14 protein-coding genes are annotated in these 18,603 nt (G+C 41.8%); all 14 read left to right on the top strand.

Going from position 1 to position 18,603, the window contains the following annotated elements; all coding sequences use genetic code 11:
- Positions 1 to 10 precede the first annotated feature (10 nt).
- The 14 genes from L0657_RS08700 (at position 11) to L0657_RS08635 (ending at position 18,590) form a co-directional block, all read left to right on the top strand.
- Positions 11 to 799, top strand: coding sequence for an AraC family transcriptional regulator (locus tag L0657_RS08700; protein ID WP_235150194.1), 789 nt, complete (start codon positions 11 to 13; stop codon positions 797 to 799).
- Positions 800 to 1,219: 420 nt separating this feature from the next.
- Positions 1,220 to 4,396: a chemotaxis protein CheB gene (locus L0657_RS08695; protein ID WP_235150193.1), complete on the top strand. Its 3,177-nt coding sequence runs from the start codon at positions 1,220 to 1,222 to the stop codon at positions 4,394 to 4,396.
- 1 nt (position 4,397) lies between these two features.
- The gene (locus L0657_RS08690; RefSeq protein ID WP_235150192.1) at positions 4,398 to 5,411 is read left to right on the top strand and encodes a chemotaxis protein CheB; all 1,014 of its coding nucleotides are present in this window, start codon (positions 4,398 to 4,400) and stop codon (positions 5,409 to 5,411) included.
- Positions 5,412 to 5,639: 228 nt separating this feature from the next.
- A complete protein-coding gene (locus L0657_RS08685; protein ID WP_235150191.1) occupies positions 5,640 to 8,300 on the top strand; it encodes a cation-transporting P-type ATPase in 2,661 nt (886 codons plus the stop codon).
- 172 nt (positions 8,301 to 8,472) lie between these two features.
- Positions 8,473 to 9,675, top strand: coding sequence for an acetate/propionate family kinase (locus L0657_RS08680; protein ID WP_235150190.1), 1,203 nt, complete (start codon positions 8,473 to 8,475; stop codon positions 9,673 to 9,675).
- Positions 9,676 to 9,678: 3 nt separating this feature from the next.
- Positions 9,679 to 12,066: a phosphoketolase gene (locus L0657_RS08675; protein WP_235150189.1), complete on the top strand. Its 2,388-nt coding sequence runs from the start codon at positions 9,679 to 9,681 to the stop codon at positions 12,064 to 12,066.
- 61 nt (positions 12,067 to 12,127) lie between these two features.
- Positions 12,128 to 12,709: an HdeD family acid-resistance protein gene (locus L0657_RS08670; protein WP_235150188.1), complete on the top strand. Its 582-nt coding sequence runs from the start codon at positions 12,128 to 12,130 to the stop codon at positions 12,707 to 12,709.
- Between the two features lie 124 nt (positions 12,710 to 12,833).
- A complete protein-coding gene (locus L0657_RS08665) occupies positions 12,834 to 13,301 on the top strand; it encodes a DUF1905 domain-containing protein (RefSeq protein ID WP_235150187.1) in 468 nt (155 codons plus the stop codon).
- Positions 13,302 to 13,374: 73 nt separating this feature from the next.
- Positions 13,375 to 14,244 carry an SDR family NAD(P)-dependent oxidoreductase gene (locus L0657_RS08660; protein ID WP_235150186.1) on the top strand — a complete coding sequence of 290 codons (870 nt, stop codon included), beginning with the start codon at positions 13,375 to 13,377 and terminating at the stop codon, positions 14,242 to 14,244.
- Between the two features lie 210 nt (positions 14,245 to 14,454).
- A complete protein-coding gene (locus L0657_RS08655; RefSeq protein ID WP_235150185.1) occupies positions 14,455 to 15,027 on the top strand; it encodes a Crp/Fnr family transcriptional regulator in 573 nt (190 codons plus the stop codon).
- A gap of 78 nt (positions 15,028 to 15,105) precedes the next feature.
- Positions 15,106 to 15,843, top strand: coding sequence for an SDR family oxidoreductase (locus L0657_RS08650; RefSeq protein ID WP_235150184.1), 738 nt, complete (start codon positions 15,106 to 15,108; stop codon positions 15,841 to 15,843).
- A gap of 258 nt (positions 15,844 to 16,101) precedes the next feature.
- Complete coding sequence (locus tag L0657_RS08645) at positions 16,102 to 16,815, top strand: hypothetical protein (protein ID WP_235150183.1); 714 nt, start codon at positions 16,102 to 16,104, stop codon at positions 16,813 to 16,815.
- 123 nt (positions 16,816 to 16,938) lie between these two features.
- Positions 16,939 to 17,841, top strand: a complete 903-nt coding sequence (locus tag L0657_RS08640; RefSeq protein ID WP_235150182.1) for an NAD(P)H-binding protein — start codon at positions 16,939 to 16,941, stop codon at positions 17,839 to 17,841.
- A gap of 11 nt (positions 17,842 to 17,852) precedes the next feature.
- Positions 17,853 to 18,590, top strand: a complete 738-nt coding sequence (locus L0657_RS08635) for an SDR family oxidoreductase (RefSeq protein ID WP_235150181.1) — start codon at positions 17,853 to 17,855, stop codon at positions 18,588 to 18,590.
- The last annotated feature ends 13 nt before the right edge of the window (positions 18,591 to 18,603 follow it).

Here is an 18,603-nt window from a genome sequence, read left to right as displayed (position 1 = left end):
GCGCAGTAAGTTGAAATTCAACGACATTCAATCCTGCCACTTGGGCCCGGAAATCTCGCCGGAACAGTTTATACCAGAACATTTTTTTCTGTATCTACTGAAAGGTTCGATGAAGGCTTATGATGGTCACAAATACTATCAGATGGTTCCTGGCGATTACTGTATCGCCAGGAAAAACCATCTTGTACGTTATACGAAGTATAAAGACAAGGACGAATTTAAAAAGATCATCATTACGCTGGACGAGCCATTTTTAAGGAGATTTCTTGAACGGCACCCATTTGAAGTTGAACCGACAGATCTGAACGACTCATTTCTTTTCGTCCAGGAAAATAAACTGATCAAAAATTACATCCAGTCACTGGAACCCTATTACACCGGAGATTTACAGCTGGACAAGACTTTTGCAGATATAAAAAGGGAAGAATTGTTGATGATCTTGTTGAAATCTGAAACGGATTTGGCCAACGTATTTTTTAATTTTGGTATTCCGGAAAAGATCGATCTGGAAGCTTACATGAACCGCAATTTCCGTTTTAATATCAGTCTGGAGCGTTTCGCTTTTTTAACAGGCAGAAGTTTATCTTCCTTCAAACGTGATTTCCAAAAAACATTCGGGACAAACCCCGGAAACTGGCTGAAAAAGAAACGATTGGAAGAAGCCTATTTTCAGATAAGTCAGCATAAACAAAGACCCAGTGAGGTTTACCTCGAAGTCGGTTTCGAAGACCTCTCGCATTTTTCATTTGTATTTAAAAAAGAGTTTGGCCAGACGCCGTCGGAAGTTATGCAACTTTGATAAAACATAAAAGCAATAGCTGCTACCGGCAGAACAAAATAATGATTGAGCAATACAGAAAGTTGTAAGACTGGCTGAATATTCAAAATTAGCAATGAGGGTTTACTTAGCAGTAAGCCCACATTTTTTATTGATATAAGCTGTCATACATCATTTTTACTGACGAATGATGTACACATTAAAAATATTCTTGTCGTATATATATGCACGGTTTTCGTTCTATTAATTTAAATTTAGTACAACTTCATCCTTAATATTGTTCAAGACAGCAGGGATTGGCACGAAAATAGTACAATTACAGGTTCACGCAAATTTTCAATGGTTAACTCCTTTCTGAGGACTCAGTCATCGTTTCTATATTAATTCAATATAGCAGAAAATTGTCCTACCTTGTTGTATTATAACCTTACCCATAAAGATATGTTTGTATCCGAACCGCACCACGTTATTGCAATCGGCGCTTCCGCCGGCGGCCTTGACGAACTTAATACCTTTTTTGACCATACTCCCTCTGACGGCGTTTCTTATGTCATCGTCCAGCATTTATCCGCGGAATTCAAGAGTCATATGGTTGTACTGCTTACCCGGCACAGCAAACTTGTGGTGCAGGAAGCAGAAGATGGGATGTTGATTCGCGGGAACCAGGTATACATTATTCCAAATGATAAATTTATGACCGTCCGTGGCCATAGCTTATACTTAACAGATAAGAAAGACGACCGCGGTCCCCACATGACGATCAATACTTTCTTTACTTCATTAGCTGCAGATTATGGGCCGAAGGCTATCGGAGTTATACTTTCAGGGCTCGGATCTGATGGAACCAATGGCATCAAGGCCATAAAAAAAGCGGGCGGACTGGTGATTGTCCGGGAACCGGAAGGGACAGAATTCCACAGTATGCCTTCTAACGCAATCGCTACCGGAATGGTAGATTTTATTTTAGAACCTGAAAAGATACCTGCTGTCATTGAAGATTATGTGAGACGCGAACTCGACTTGCTTGCCGTTGGGATACATGATGAAGAAAACGTAGGTACAATCATCGAACTTATCAACCACGAATTGCCTCTTGATTTTTCTGATTATAAACATTCCACTATTCTAAGGAGAATTAAACGAAGGGCTGCTTCAAATAATTTTGGTGAGCTGGGAGGTTATATCGAATTTATCAAAGCCAACCCGGGAGAATTGGAGGTTTTGGCAAAGGATTTCCTGATCAGCGTTACCGGATTCTTTCGTGATACGGAATCGTTTAAATTTATTGAAAGTCAGGTCGTACCAGCAATCATCGAAGATCTTACACCACAGCAAGAAATACGCATGTGGGTCACTGGCTGCGCAACTGGTGAAGAGGCATATTCGATGGCCATGCTAATCAGTGAACAGCTAGGCGATAGAATTAGCGAGCACGTGGTGAAGATTTTTGCCACAGATATAGACAGTGATGCTTTGTCTCATGCCAGCAAAGGTCTCTACAAAGCCAGTACAGTATCCAAAATTTCGGAGGAGCGACTGAAAAGGTTTTTTCAACTGGAAGGTGATGATTATAAGGTTAAACCAGGACTACGCAAAATGGTTATTTTTGCTCAGCATGATCTGGTGAAAAATCCGCCGTACTGCAATATGCATTTTATTAGCTGCCGGAATGTGTTGATCTATATGACACCGGCACTTCAAAAGAAGATTTATCTTATGCTCCTTTTTGGGCTGAAAAAACACGGCTTTTTATTTTTAGGTTCAAGCGAAAATCCTTTACCGATCCTGCATAGCCTGAAAGTGATGAGTAAAAAATTCAAAATTTATAAAAACCAGGAAGCCAACCAACTTGTCAGATTTGAATCATTTTCGTTGCCAGAAGTTTCATACAAAAAGCGGGCAGACTTAACCCATCCTCAGGACCAAGCCTACAAGGCTCCGGACCGGACGCTTGGTGATGCTGTCAATGAGACTTTGATGAAAGATCTCGGCCAACTAGTGATATGCATTGACCAGAATGAAAAGATATTGAAGTTTTATGGAGATACTACAAGATTTCTACTTCAAAAAATTATGACCACTGATTTTTGTGAGCTGCTTCCGCCGCCTTTGGCCATAGCTTACAATGCAATTATTAACAAAGTTGTGCAAAACAACGAATCCTCATCAGTTTCAGGGATTAAAATAACACAGGGCGAGGAGGTTACAACTGTGACGTTATCGATCAGCCCGATGATTTATAAAGGCCGCAGCAACGGTTTCCTGGTAGTGCGCATTTGTGAGGAAACTCGTCAGGACACAGTTACAAATGATCAGCATATTTTTAACGAAGAAATATATTTAAATCAATACACCCAAAGCCTCGAACAGGAAGTTAAAGAATTAAAAGACAAACTTGTAGCTTCAAATGAAAAGTTATATTCACTGGATGAAAATATGCAGTCTTTCAATGAAGAGCTGCTTTCTGCTAATGAAGAAATGCAAAGCACGAGTGAGGAAATGCAATCGATCAATGAAGAATTGCATACCATTAATTCGGATTATCAATTAAAAAATAAAGAACTTTTAGAGCTCAACGACGACCTCAATAATTACTTCCGAAGCAATATTAACGGGCAGCTTTTTATCGATGAACAGCTGCGGTTGATTAAATTTTCACCCGGTGCTGTTAAGCTTATTAATCTGCTCGAAAGTGATCTGGGAAGGCCTCTCGGCAACATCTCAACAAATTTCAAGACTGAGACAATTATTGAAGATAGCATGTCGGTATTGTCTGATGACGCCGTTATCACCAAAGAAATCGAGACTAAAGATGGCCGATGGTTTCAGGTGATGACCATGCCTTATATCAAACAAATTAACAACAAAACCTCGGGTGCAATCATTACTTTCAATGATATTACTGAATTAAAAACGATTCAGCATCAACTTGATAAGAAAAACGAGGCGCTTCTGCGGATCAATTCCGACCTGGATAATTTCGTGCATACTGCGTCTCATGATTTGCTTGATCCATTAAATAGTATTGAAGGAAGTATTTCACTGATGAATGCTATTGATACCAGCGATCCGGAGATTAAAGAAGTGCTGCCGATTATCAACGGCTCGATTAAGAAATTCCGCTCACTGGTCAGCGAAATAGCCGTAGTTGCTAAAATTGAAAACAACGCCCTTGAAACAGAGCTTGTTGACGTAAATGAGATGCTGGACAATATCGAATGGAGCCTTACAGAACGAATTAAAACCAACAAAGCGCAGATCAAGCGGGATGTTAAGGTGAAACATATCACTTTTTCTAAGAAAAACCTCCGAAGTATTCTATATAACCTGATCGCGAACGGTATAAAATACCGGTCTGAGAGACAGCCCCTTATTCAGGTTACAATTACGGAGGAAGCCAACCAGACCATACTCACAGTGGAGGACAATGGCATGGGAATTGATAAGGATCACGTCAATACGATTTTTCATAAGTATACCCGGTTACACATAGATGGTGACGGCAACGGCATTGGACTTTACCTGACAAGTAAAATAGTCAACGCTTCCGGCGGCCGAGTCGATGTTGAAAGTGAACCGGGTAAGGGCAGTAAGTTTACAATATATTTAAATAAATAAGATGTCCAGCCACCCCAGATTTGTTATAGTTATAGGTGCATCCGCCGGTGGTTTGAACGCACTTGCCGAAATGGTCCAGTCATTGCCTGTGGAGCTAGACGCCGCCTATTGCGTCGTTCTTCATTTGTCGAGAAAAGGGATTGGTGATTTCGTCGTCCACCGTTTAAACAAAGTAACCACTTTAAATTGCAGTATGGCAGTAAATGGCGCTGAGATTGAAAAAGGACATATTTACGTTGCCCCGCCCAACCAGCATTTACTTGTCAAAAATGGCAAAATACTGCTTGGATCAGGTCCCCAGGAAAACCGTTTCAGGCCTTCTATTGATGTACTTTTTCGCTCAGCCGCTGTTGCCTATACTTCACATGCCATCGGTATCATATTAAGTGGGATGCTTGATGACGGCACCTCTGGTATGTGGGCGATTAAGAGAAGTGGAGGAATTTGTATTGTACAGGACCCCAACCATGCTGAATATCCCGACATGCCGCTTTCTGTGATAAATAACATGGAGGCAGATCATGTGAGTGAGCTCAGCGCTATGGGAGGTTTGATCAGCCAGATAACCAGTCTCGACAGGCGAACGGATATACCCGCACCGCAGGATGTTATTTTGGAATCACAAATTGCAGAAAAAACCGCAGTAGGCATCGATGATATTGAGAAAATCGCAGATAAGAGCGTCTTTGCCTGTCCGGATTGTGGTGGAAATTTGTGGGCAGTACAAGGCGATATTCTAAACCGATACAGATGTCACATTGGTCATTCCTACACCGAGCGGGATTTGGTGGTTAAGCAGGCCGAAACTGCCAGTACAACTTTGTGGGTAGCTCTCCGGATGATGGAAGAGCGCAAACATTTGCTGCGAAAACTTGAAGTTGACTATGCCCAGAAGGGTTATACCTCGCTGTCTCATGCACAATATGAGAAAAAAGATGAAATGCAGCGGCACATTGATACACTGAAAGATATTCTCGCTGACTTACAAAGTCATGATACGGATATGGCTTATTGAGCTGAATTTACGTTCTAATTTGGGAGAAATATCATAACACTCTAATCTGAGACAACTCCGATTCCAACATTTTTTACTCCGCGGACAAGACTCTCTAAATTATTGAAATGCAATGACTTGACACTCCAATGCTCTTTGATGCATTTTATCAAATGCAGTAATTTATAAGCTTACAATGTGACTGGATTTGCTTAATTTAAACAAAGAAGTTTATAACCTGAATAAAGAATGTCAGAAACATCCCGCCAAGCACAATCTCCTGAATCTGGCAACCTCCCTTTAACAGATCAAAAAACCGGATTATCCAGCGAGGAAGCTACCCGGCGCACAAAGAAATTCGGATTGAATGAGCTGGAACAAGTAAAACCGGAAAGTTTATGGTCCATCCTTTTGCGGCAGGTAAATAGTATTATTGTCTATATCCTGGCAGCGGCAGCAATCGTGTCGTTTTTTCTGGGCGATAATCTGGAAGGATTTGCTGTGATCGCTGTAATTCTGATCAACGCAATTACCGGTTTTGTGCTTGAATACAATGCACGGCAATCCATGGAAGCTTTGCGAAAACTGGATACCACACCTACCAGGGTGCTGCGCGATAAAAAGATTACTGAAATTCCATCCGATCAGGTAACAATCGGTGATATACTGATTTTGGAAGCAGGAGATCTGATACCTGCTGACGCACTTATCCTGGAAGTAAACCAGCTAACCATCGATGAATCGGCCCTCACTGGCGAATCTGTTCCTTCCCAGAAAAGCACCGACAAATCCCCCGCAGACGCGCCCTTGGGTGACAGGCACGACCGGCTATTTAAGGGTACTGCCATAACCAATGGAAATGCAAAAGCAGTCGTAACCGGTATTGGGCAGGCCACTGAGCTGGGCAAGATTGCCACGATGGTGAGCGAGGCGAAACGTACTGCTACTCCTTTGGAAGCAAAACTGGATGCTTTGGGGAAAGTGTTGATCTGGGTCACACTGGGTATGGCGACGCTGTTTTTAATCGTCGGTTTGTTAAGAGGACAGGAAATTAAACAACTGATAGAAACGGCAGTCGCGCTGGCTATTGCGGCCATTCCGGAGGGTATGTCGGTGGTGGCAACAGTTGCGCTGGCTTATGGAATGCTTCGACTGGCTGAGAAAAAAGTGATCGTAAAACGTTTGTCAGCCGTTGAAACTTTGGGCGGTACAAACGTAATTTTTACCGATAAAACCGGAACGCTTACCCAGAATAAAATTGAAGTACATACGCTTCGCGCGGCTGGAAATGATTTTATTATTAAAATGGAAACCAACGAGCAAGACGTTCAAAATCTGGAAGTGAAAGAAGGAGACCAGTTGCTTTTTCATTCCCCCGAACAGGAAATGCTTGCCCGGATCGGCGCATTGGTCAATAACGCACAATTGACTTCAAAAAAATCAGATCGGAAAGAACTGGGAGATCCGGTGGAGGTCGCGTTGCTTTCCTATGCACTTGCTGCCGGGATCGATCTGCATCAATTACATAAGGATTATAATCGCCAGGCTGAACAGGCTTTCAGCTCTGACACAAGAATGATGGCCACTTTGGATCAGGTTGGAATAAATTATTTTATTGGAGTAAAGGGAGCCGTTGAAGAAGTTTCTGCACTTTGTAATTGGAACAGCCAGGAAGATCGGGACAAGGAACTCGAAGTATCCGAGCTCATGGCAGCGGACGGGTTGCGGACACTTGCTTTTGCATACCTGCAAACGGATATCAAACCGAGCGAAAATTTTACAAAAGATGAAAAACTTATTTACGCCGGCCTGATCGGATTTCTTGATCCGCCGCGCAAGGAAGTGATTAAATCATTAACGGCCTGTCATGAGGCTGGGATCAAGGTTATTATAGTTACCGGTGATCATCCTGCAACTTCGCTGAAAATTGCGAAAGACGTTAATCTGGTTGGAGAGCATGAGCAACTGGTACTGACCGGAAAAGACCTCGAATCATTCGATTTTTCGTCTGCCGATGATCAGAAAAAAATGATGGATTGCCATGTTTTTGCGCGGGTAAATCCGGCCCAAAAACTTGATATGATCGATTTTTATCAAAAACAAGGTGATATTGTCGGCATGACCGGCGACGGGGTGAATGACGCGCCTGCTTTAAAAAAATCAGACATTGGCATTGCGATGGGACTGCGCGGAACAGCCGTTGCCGCGGAAGCCGCCGATATGGTTTTGAAAGATGATTCGTTCGCTTCGATTGTTCATGCGATTGAACAGGGACGCGTCATTTTTGAGAATATCAGAAAGTTTATCGTCTTTCTTTTGTCGTGTAACATGAGTGAGATTTTTGTAGTTACTTTTGCCGGTTTCCTCAATGTGGGAAGTCCACTCCTTCCGCTGCAAATTCTTTTTATAAACATCATTACAGATGTTTTTCCGGCTCTTGCACTGGGCGTTGGAAAGGATAATAAAAAACTGATGCAATCCCCGCCGAGAGATCCCAAGCAGCCTATTTTAGAAATGGCAGATTGGAAAAGAATTGTATTTTATGCCTTAGTCATGACCATTTCCGTCCTGGGAGTATACTGGTATGCAATCAATCAATTGGGATATAGTCCGGAGGAAGGAAATACGATTACTTTTTTCGCGCTATCACTTGCTCAACTCCTGCATGTATTTAATATGTATTCCGGTAAGCTTCGTTTTTTTAACAATGAAATTACAAGGAACAAATTTATCTGGATGGCACTTGCGTTATGCATCCTCGTTATGTTCATCACATACTACATTCCTTTCTTCCGGGAAATTCTCTCACTGCAAATACTTGACACTAGGGCGCTTGAATTAATTTTAGCTGCCGGGGTTGGTCCTGTTTTTGTAATACAGTGCGCGCGCATATTTTTCCCGATAAAATAGTAATGATGTTTTTATGATCTGTGATAGATGTAACTTTTGACAAAAAATCTGTAACATTTTGTATCTGCTGTTTGCTTTTCTTGACGGTTAAAATTGGCAGCTAACAGGCGTTCAGGTAAAGCCTGAATAAAAGTTGGTGGAATGCATATTTTCCAAAATAAAAGAAAACGAGGTGGCAACAGAAAATAATAGTTATATCCTAATCATCAACGGAGGCTCATCGAGTATCAAATTTGCCTTTTACGAAGTCGGGAAGGCATTATCACTGGTTCTTGCCGGAAAGCTTGCGAATATTGGAAGTAAAACAACGGAACCAGTATTGACTATCAACACTTCCAAAAAATCTGAAACTGTTGGAATCCAGGAAAACACTTTTGAACACGCCACTGGCTTTCTGACCAATTGGCTGGAAAACCGAAGTGAATTTCCCGGAGTTTCTGCCATCGGCCACCGCATTGTGCACGGCATGCAACACACAGACCCTCAGGAAATCACACCTGAATTGCTTGAATACCTCAAAAAGATCAGCCCTTACGATCCTGAACATTTGCCTGAGGAAATCAAACTGATTGAGCTTTTCAGCAAAAGACATCCGGATTTAAAACAAGTCGCTTGCTTTGACACTTCGTTTCATGCTGAAATGCCTGATGTCGCAAAACGGATTCCTATTCCAAGAAGATTTACTGAAAAACATATTCAACGTTACGGTTTCCACGGCCTCTCCTACGCTTACCTGATGCAGGAACTTGAAACCAAGGCAGGCAAAAAAGCCGCCAACGGAAAAGTGATATTGGCACATCTCGGAAACGGTGTTAGTCTGGCCGCTGTAAAACAAGGGAAAAGTGTTGATACCACTATGGGATTTACTCCTGCCTCCGGCGTGATGATGGGAACCCGCAGTGGCGATCTTGATCCGGGTGTCGCCTGGTATCTGATGCAATTTGAAAAACTAAGTCCCAAACAATTCAACCATCTGGTTAATCACGATTCCGGACTTTTGGGTATTTCGGAAACGAGTTCAGATATGCAGGAATTGATTAAATCCGAAGCTGCTGACCACCGCGCTTCCGAAGCGATAGAAATGTTTTGTTATCAGGTAAAAAAATCAATCGGCTCATTTGCGGCTGTGCTGGGCGGCGTTGATACACTTGTTTTTTCAGGAGGTATCGGAGAAAACATTCCTGAAATCCGCAGCCGGATATGTCAGGATCTTGGCTTTTTAGGAATTGACCTGAATGAAAAAGATAATCAGAAAAACGATCCGGTTATTTCCACAGATACCGGAAAAGTGGTAGTTCGGGTGATTGCAACAAATGAAGAACTAATGATCGCACGGCTGGTAAGCCAGGTTTTGAATCACATCAACAAACGATAAAATATGGAAAATGAAGAAACCGGTCTTGAAGAAAAAACTTTAACGCCCGAATTGTTACGAAAAATGAATGCTTACTGGCAAGCGGCCAATTATTTGTCCGTCGGCCAGATTTACCTATATGGCAATCCGTTACTCAAAAAACCGCTGACGCTTGAACACATCAAGCCAAGACTTCTCGGTCATTGGGGTACCACGCCGGGACTGAATTTTATTTATGTTCACCTTAACCGTATCATCAAACAATACGATCTGAACATAATTTATGTTGCTGGTCCAGGGCACGGTGGTCCCGGATTAGTGGCCAATACTTATCTGGAAGGCACATATTGCGAAGTTTATCCTAATATCAGTGAAGACGAAATCGGAATACAAAAACTTTTCAAACAGTTTTCATTTCCCGGCGGGATCCCCAGTCACGTGGCCCCGGAGACACCCGGCTCCATCAATGAAGGAGGAGAATTGGGTTATTCGCTAGTCCATGCATTTGGTGCTGTTTTTGACAATCCATACCTGATCGCAGCCTGTGTGATCGGTGATGGAGAAGCGGAAACCGGCGCACTGGCGACAAGCTGGCATTCCAACAAATTCCTGAATCCTGTTCATGATGGTGCTGTACTTCCGATCCTGCATTTGAACGGTTATAAAATTGCCAATCCTACTATTCTGGCCCGGATTCCAAAGGAAGAGCTGGAACAGCTTTTCCGTGGATATGGGTATAATCCATATTTTGTGGAAGGTGATGATCCAGATTCGATGCATGAATTGCTGGCTAAAACGCTGGATATCGTGTTGGAAGAAATCCGGCAGATCCAAAGTGACGCACGGGTTTACGGATATAAAAAACGTCCGGTCTGGCCGATGATTATTTTCCGGACGCCCAAAGGCTGGACTGGCCCAAAAGTGGTTGACGGACTGCAAATTGAAGGCACCTGGCGCGCGCATCAGGTTCCTCTGGCCGAACTCGCCGCAAAACCTGAGCACGTGCAAATGCTCGAAACCTGGATGAAAAGTTATAGGCCAGAACTGCTTTTTGACGAAAATGGAAAACTAACTGCGGAACTGGCAGAACTGGCTCCGAAAGGCAACAGAAGAATGGGTGCCAATCCAAGTGCCAATGGCGGATCACTTCTTGTAAACTTAAAAATGCCTGATTTCAAAGATCATGCGGTGGACGTGCCGACGCCCGGCAATATTACGGCCGAAGCGACCTCGGTTATGGGCGGGTTTCTTCGGGATGTGATGAAAGCAAACTGGAATGAGCGGAATTTCAGGATTTTCGGACCGGATGAAACGGCTTCCAACCGACTTTCTCATTTGTTTGAGATCACTGAAAGAACATCTACCGCCGAAATAATTCCCGGAGATAATCATATTTCTCCCGATGGCCGCGTGATGGAAGTATTGAGCGAACATCTTTGTCAGGGATGGCTGGAAGGTTATTTATTGACTGGCCGGCACGGGTTGTTTTCTTGTTATGAGGCCTTTATTCACATTGTGGACTCGATGTTTAATCAACATGCAAAATGGTTACAGGTTTCAAGAAATCTGCCGTGGCGTAAACCGATCGCCTCGCTGAATTACCTGCTCACCTCGCATGTCTGGCGACAGGATCATAATGGAAACAGTCACCAGGATCCTGGGTTTCTGGATGTGGTGGCCAATAAAACAGCCGATATCGTCCGTATTTATTTACCGCCAGATGCTAATACTTTGCTTTCGGTGACAGATCATTGTCTGAGAAGCCGGGATTATATCAATGTAATCGTTGCCGGCAAACAACCCGAAATGCAGTGGCTTGATATGGATGCAGCGATAAAACATTGCACCGCTGGTTTGGGTATCTGGAAGTGGGCGAGCAATGATGAAGGTTTTGAGCCAGATGTGGTGATGGCCTGCGCCGGAGATGTACCTACGTTGGAAACAATCGCAGCGGTACAGATACTCAGGGAACAATTACCGGAGTTGAAAGTCCGGGTGATTAATGTTGTAGATCTGATGACACTTCAACCAGAAACCGAACACCCGCACGGCTTAAATGACCGGGATTTTGACATTCTTTTCACCAAAGACAAACCCATTATTTTTGCCTTTCACGGATATCCGCTGCTTATCCACCGCCTTACCTACCGCCGGACAAATCACAAAAATCTGCACGTGCGTGGATACAAAGGTGAAGGAACAACGACAACGCCGTTTGATATGGTGGTACTTAATGACCTGGACAGATTCCACCTTGTAAGCGATGTCATTGACCGACTCCCTGATTTGGGCGCCAAAGGTGCATATACCAAACAATATCTGCGTGACAAGCTGCTCGATCACAAAGCTTACATCCATATGCACGGCGAGGATATGCCGGAAATCCTGAACTGGAAATGGAATTTGGGTTGACCAGTAAATTAATAATTTTCAATAAATTTTTACAACAAAATTCCCGACCGGGTCAGCCAAAATGCCAGATATTATTGAAGAAAAAACACATCTCATCCACCACTGGTGGATGTTCCTGCTATCAGGAACCGGCATGGTTGCATTTAGCATTTACGTCATTGTAAACCAGACCCTGACCTATGACCAGATAAGTATCATTTTTGCAGCTTTGCTTTTCACAACAGGTCTGCTGGAACTGGCTTTTTGTATCCTAAACCGTAAATGGTTCAGCGGCTGGGGTTGGTATCTGACTGGTGCCATACTGGATATGGTCCTGGCGGTAATATTTTTTACAAATTCCATATTGGCTGCCATTTCATTACCATTTTTGGCAGGATTCTGGCTGCTGATCCGAAGTGCAGTTATGATCGGAAGGTCGGTACATGTGAAGAAAAGCGGCCATCCCGAATGGCCCTGGCTCCTGTTTTGGGCTGTGACAGGATCTTTCTTCTCGATCATCAATATCTACAATCCTGTCTTTGGAGAAGAACGACTGATGATATGGACCGCGGCTGCGTTGTTCACCGTTGGTATATTCTACCTCCATTTTGGCTGGCTGATCCGGAACAGGGTTGGCTGGCTTGATATGCGGAAGGTTAAGTGATTTGAAGTTTTTGGCTTGAAATATTCGCTTATTAATTTGAACAGCACAGAAAAAATACAAAACCTACGAGAGAATTTTTGTATGTTTCGCTGCGAGCGGATAGCCAAAAGACAACCCCGACCAAATGGAATATCTAGTAAAAGGCCAAAAACTTGAATTGAAATATGAACCAGGCAAAGGTGCCTGGACATACCATATTCAAATTCCTGATACAAAACATATAGTTGGAAAATGGGGTTCGTTAAAGGTTTCAGGCTCGATTGACGACTATAAAATTGAAAGCATCAACTTGTTTACCATAACAGGACAAGACAAATTAATTTCAATAAATGAGAAAATCAGAAAAGCAATTAACAAAAGTGGTGGCGACATTGTAACGGTAACACTACACTTGCTACCGTTAGAAAATCAGATTACAGAAAAGGAAATTTTAGAGACTTTCGAAGAATCGGATGTGTTGGCAACATTCAAGAAATTATCAGAAGATGAGAGAAAGCAAATTATAGCAAAAATTATGTCTCAGAAATCTGAGGACAAACAAATAAAGATGATTCTAAAATTTGTTGACCAGTTAAGTAAAAATAATAGTTAAGCAAACTTGGTTAGTGACATCAGCAAAATCATAACATCAAAAATTTTAAAAAATTTTCCAGGAGATAAGGCACATGGAATCCAAAACAATATTAATTACCGGAAGCACGGATGGGATTGGAAAAGTAACTGCAAAGGCTTTGGCAAAGCAGGGACATACGGTCATTATACATGGACGAAATCTTAATAAAGCTAAAACTGTATGTGCAGAAATAAAGTCTGAAACAGGTAATGAGAAAATCGATTTTGTGGTTGCTGATTTGTTTTTACTGGCAGACGTACAAAGAATGGCGGGTGACTTCAAGAAAAAATATGAACGCCTGGATGTCCTGATCAATAATGCAGGGGCAATGTTCGGTAAAGACAGAGAAACGACAAAAGAAGGTCTTGAAAAAACCATGGCACTTAATCTCTTTTCACCATTTCTTCTAACACAGTTGCTATTAGAGATTTTAGCCAAAAGTCCCGCTGCACGCATTATCAATGTTTCATCCTCAGCGCATGCTATGAGTGGTGTACCAAATTTGAACGATATTCAGTTAACAAAAAACTATTCGCTGGGTAGTGCATACGGACAATCAAAACTATACCTGATTTGGGTGACACAATATTTGGCTGAGGAATTGAAGAAAACGGGTTTTAACAATATCACTGCGAATTCGCTACATCCAGGTACTATAAAAACGGAATTCGGGCAAAATGCTGACAAAGGTTTTATCATAAATCTGCTTTTCAAATTATCCATGTTATTTGCGGTTACGCCAGAACAGGGAGCAGAAAACACGATTTATTTAGCAACTTCGAAAGATGTTGAAAATATTACCGGCAGATATTTTGCCAACAAAAAAGTGGCAAAACCTAATCCAAAATACTACTCGGCCGAAAATGAAAAAATAATCTGGGATTATTGTATGCAAATAGTTCAGCCATATTTAAACAGGTAGTTGTTGGAAAATCAGTTCCCCTACTGACCACACAAGACAAAAAAGGTATATGGCTGGATTTGCCGCTGGCTTGACCAGACACCATTAAAATTGATAGTACAAAGGCCATTGAATAATTTTGAAAATAAATCTGTCATATCCCAAAACCTCCAATCTAACTTTTTGCCAAATGACAAATACCGACCAGACGACATTTGTTAACTTGCAGCAATGGAAACACTCATAAATTATTTATTGCAATTTGGACAGTTGAACCAGCAGCAAATTGAGTTGGTAAAAAGCAAAGCAAAAGTTACTGAACTTAAAAAAGACAATTACTTTTCCGAGGCTGGAAAAATCCCCAGAGAAGTTGCATTTTTGGTGGAAGGTATCTTCCGAGTTTGCTATTACAACAGCAAAGGCGAAGAAATTACAAAATATTTTATTGACGAAAATAATTTTGTCGTGGATCTCAACAGCTACAATCAAAATATTCCTTCTTCTGAATACGTTCAGGCCGTAACAGATTGCAGGCTTTTGATTTTTTCGAAAGAAGCACTGAAGGAATTGTCTCTGACTATTATTGCTTGGGACAGTATCATCAATCAAATCACGACGAAGGCATTGGTGGAAAAAGTAAATAAAATCAGCCCCATGCTGGCTGAGGATGCAACCGTTCGTTATCTGTCTTTTCTTGAAAAATTCCCAACGCTTGCCAACCGGGTTCCTCTATCATATATGGCTTCCTATTTGGGCATTACACAATCCTCGCTAAGTAGAATCAGAAGAAATATAAGCAACTGATTTGTTTTTTGCCAAATGGCAAATGCAGCCTAAAATCTAATTCTGAGCTTTGTACTTCACAATTCAAACGAATAGAAAATGAAGACTGTATTGATCACCGGAGCAAACAAAAGTATTGGATACGAAACTGCAAAACGACTTTCTAAAAACGGTTATTTTGTTTATTTAGGAAGTCGAAATATGGAAAACGGACAAAAGGCAGTTGAGAAATTAAGAAACGAAGGCTACGAAAATCTGGAAGTTGTTCAAATTGACATAACAGATTTAAATTCAATTCTTGAAGCCAAAAACAAGATTGAAAGACAAAACGGGCATTTGGACGTATTAATTAACAATGCAGGTATCAGCGGAGCGTTACCGCAAAATGCCTCGAATGCACTCATTGACGACATCCGTAAAACGTTTGACACCAATTTTTTTGGAACGATTAATGTCGTTCAAACTTTTCTCGATTTGCTGAGAAAATCAGATAGTCCGCGAATTGTCAATGTAAGCTCCGGATTGGCTTCGCTGACTTTGCAAAGTGACCCCAGCTGGAATTTTTATGCCTACAAAGGTGCTTCTTACGGTCCATCAAAAACGGCGCTGAATGCCTACACCATAGCGTTGGCTTATGAATTAAAAGATACCGCTTTCAAGATTAATGTTGTTGATCCTGGTTTCACGGCGACGGATTTTAACCAACATAGAGGTACGGGAAGTGTTGAAGACGCCGCAGAGTTTGTAGCGAGATATGCATTATTAGACACTGATGGTGAGACAGGGAAATTTTTCAGTAAAGAAATTAAAGAAGAAGGAAATCAAAGTCCCTGGTAATTTTAATACCACGCAAAAAACAGTTTAAAAAAATTTGCTGCTGCAAGTGGGGCGAAAGTTCAAAATATCCTGCTTGCAGCAGTATGTGCTCATTTTGGAAAATAATTTTGGCAAAATGAAAATGCAAAAAGCCTATATCAGATAATACCAATTCCTTTATTTAATCCGGCTTTTTCATTAAATTCCACACGTAAATTCCACCGTTTCAAACCGATGGCTGCGAGTATACAGCGAAACGAAAAACCCAGGAAATAAACAATGATAGAAAATCTGCCAACCTACATTCCACTGATTTTTGGACTGACAACATTTGCGACTTTATTGCTTTTTATCTGGACAATCAGAAACTCAGATATGGAAAGTACCAGAACAAAAGCTAAACCGATCTTTATCAGTTTACTTATCTGGCTGGCTTTGCAGGCGGTTTTAACTTTGCAAAATTTCTACAAATCAAATCCGGAATCCTTTCCTCCAAAAATAATGCTGACCGGTATTTTGCCTGCGATGCTGGTTATTATACTTTTGTTTTCAACTTCAAATGGAAGGCAATTTATTGATAGTCTTCCTCTCAAAAATATAACGTATCTGCATATTGTCAGAGTAACGGTTGAATTGGTTTTGTTTTGGCTATATCTTAACAAAGCAGTTCCTGAACTGATGACTTTTGAAGGACGTAACTTTGACATTTTTGCGGGAATTTCTGCTCCATTTGTTGCCTATTTTGGATTGACAAAATTAAGGCTCAGCCGTCAAACAATTCTAATCTGGAATATTATTTGCCTCGGACTTTTAATAAACATTGTTTTAAACGCCCTTTTTTCAACGCCTTCGCCGGTCCAGCGATTTGCTTTCGAGCAGCCAAATATTGCGATTCTGAATTTCCCCTTTAGCTGGTTGCCTACTTTTATCGTCCCCATTGTTTTGTTTGGACACCTGACATCCATTAGACAATTATTGAAACACAAAATTTGAACCCTGCTCCTATCCCTTCAACATTTCACTAACATCCTCATTTTCGTTATGAATTCCCCCGATTAGGTTACTTCTGCTTTTGACTTGTTGCTGAACTTTGCATCAACAAAAAAAATCAGAAATATGAACATCGTAATCACAGGTTCTTTGGGGAACATTGGAAAACCACTTACAGCAGAATTGGTACAAAAAGGACATACTGTAACAGTTATCAGCAGTAAAGCCGAAAGACTAAAAGACATTGAAACATTGGGAGCCAAAGCATCAATCGGATCAATGAAAGATGCTGATTTTCTTACCAAGACTTTTACAGGCGCAGATATTGTCTATCTGATGGAAGCGTGGGAAGGCATCGGCAGCATCTTCGACCAAGACATTGATTTCACAGCCGGGTTTCATGAAATTGGCAACAATTACAAAAAAGCAGTTACAGCTTCCGGCGTAAAAAACATTGTGCATTTAAGCAGTGTCGGCGCGCATAGCGCTACTGGATACGGATCACTCTCGGTTCATTATGACGTTGAAAATATCCTGAAACAGCTTCCCGATGACGTCTCCATCAAATTTATGCGCCCCGTCGGTTTCTATACCAACTTATTCAGGTCACTGAAAAACATTAAAGAAAAGGGTGCGATTATCTCTACTTACGGTGGTGATAAAAAAGAGCCCTGGGTGTCGCCACTGGATATTTCATCTGCAATTGTCGAAGAAATGGAATTGCCTTTTCAGGGCAGAACGGTTCGTTATATAGCCAGCGATGAAGCGTCGCCAAATGAGATTGCCAAAATTTTAGGAGAAGCCATCGGAAAACCGGATCTGAAATGGCTGGAAATTTCTGATGAACAGATGTTGGATGGGATGTTGGCGATGGGTGTAAATCCGGAAATTGCCAGCGGCATGGTGGAAATGCAGGCAAGTCAGCGCAGTGGTTTATTATTTGAAGACTTTTATCGCCATAAACCTGCGTTTGGTAAAACTAAACTTACCGATTTTGCAAAACAGTTTGCTCTGGCTTATAACAATTAAAAACTCAAAAAATGAAAAACGTATTAATAACAGGAGCAAATAAGAGTATCGGTTATGAAACAGCAAGGCAACTTTTGCAAAACGGATATTTTGTTTTTTTAGGCAGTAGAAATTTTGAGAATGGTTTGGAAGCAGCAGGAAAGCTAAAAGCCGAAGGGTTATCTAATGTAGAAGCCATACAGCTTGATGTAACCGATGATGAATCCGTCAAAATGGCCCGCATTGAAATTGGAAAAAGAACTGAAGCTCTGGATGCGCTCATCAATAATGCCGGCATCAACGGCGGATGGCCACAAGCTGCTCTGGAAGCAAGTATTGACCAGTTTAAGCAGGTATTCGAAACCAACGTGTATGGCGTAGCGCGAGTAACGCAGGCTTTTATTGAAATGTTAAGAAAATCGCCGCAGCCACGCATCGTCAATGTTTCTTCCAGTGGCTGTTCGCTTACCTTGCACTGCGACCCTACCTGGAAATATTACACGCACAAGGCGGCAGTTTACCCGGCATCAAAAGCCGCGATGAATATGTATACCATCAATTTGGCTTACGAATTAAAAGACACTAAGTTTAAGGTAAATGCCGTTTGTCCTGGCTTCGTGGCAACTGATTTTAATGGTCATCGCGGGACAGGCACGGTTCAAGAAGCGGGCACACGCATTGCTAAATATGTCATGATCGGCGAAGACGGACCGACTGGCAAATTTATCAGCGAAGAACATAACCCGGAAACAGGCGAATGTCCCTGGTAAATCGTAAACTTGC

The organism is Dyadobacter sp. CY345, from assembly GCF_021502725.1.
Lineage (GTDB): Bacteria > Bacteroidota > Bacteroidia > Cytophagales > Spirosomataceae > Dyadobacter.
This window is presented reverse-complemented; position numbering and strand designations above follow the sequence as displayed.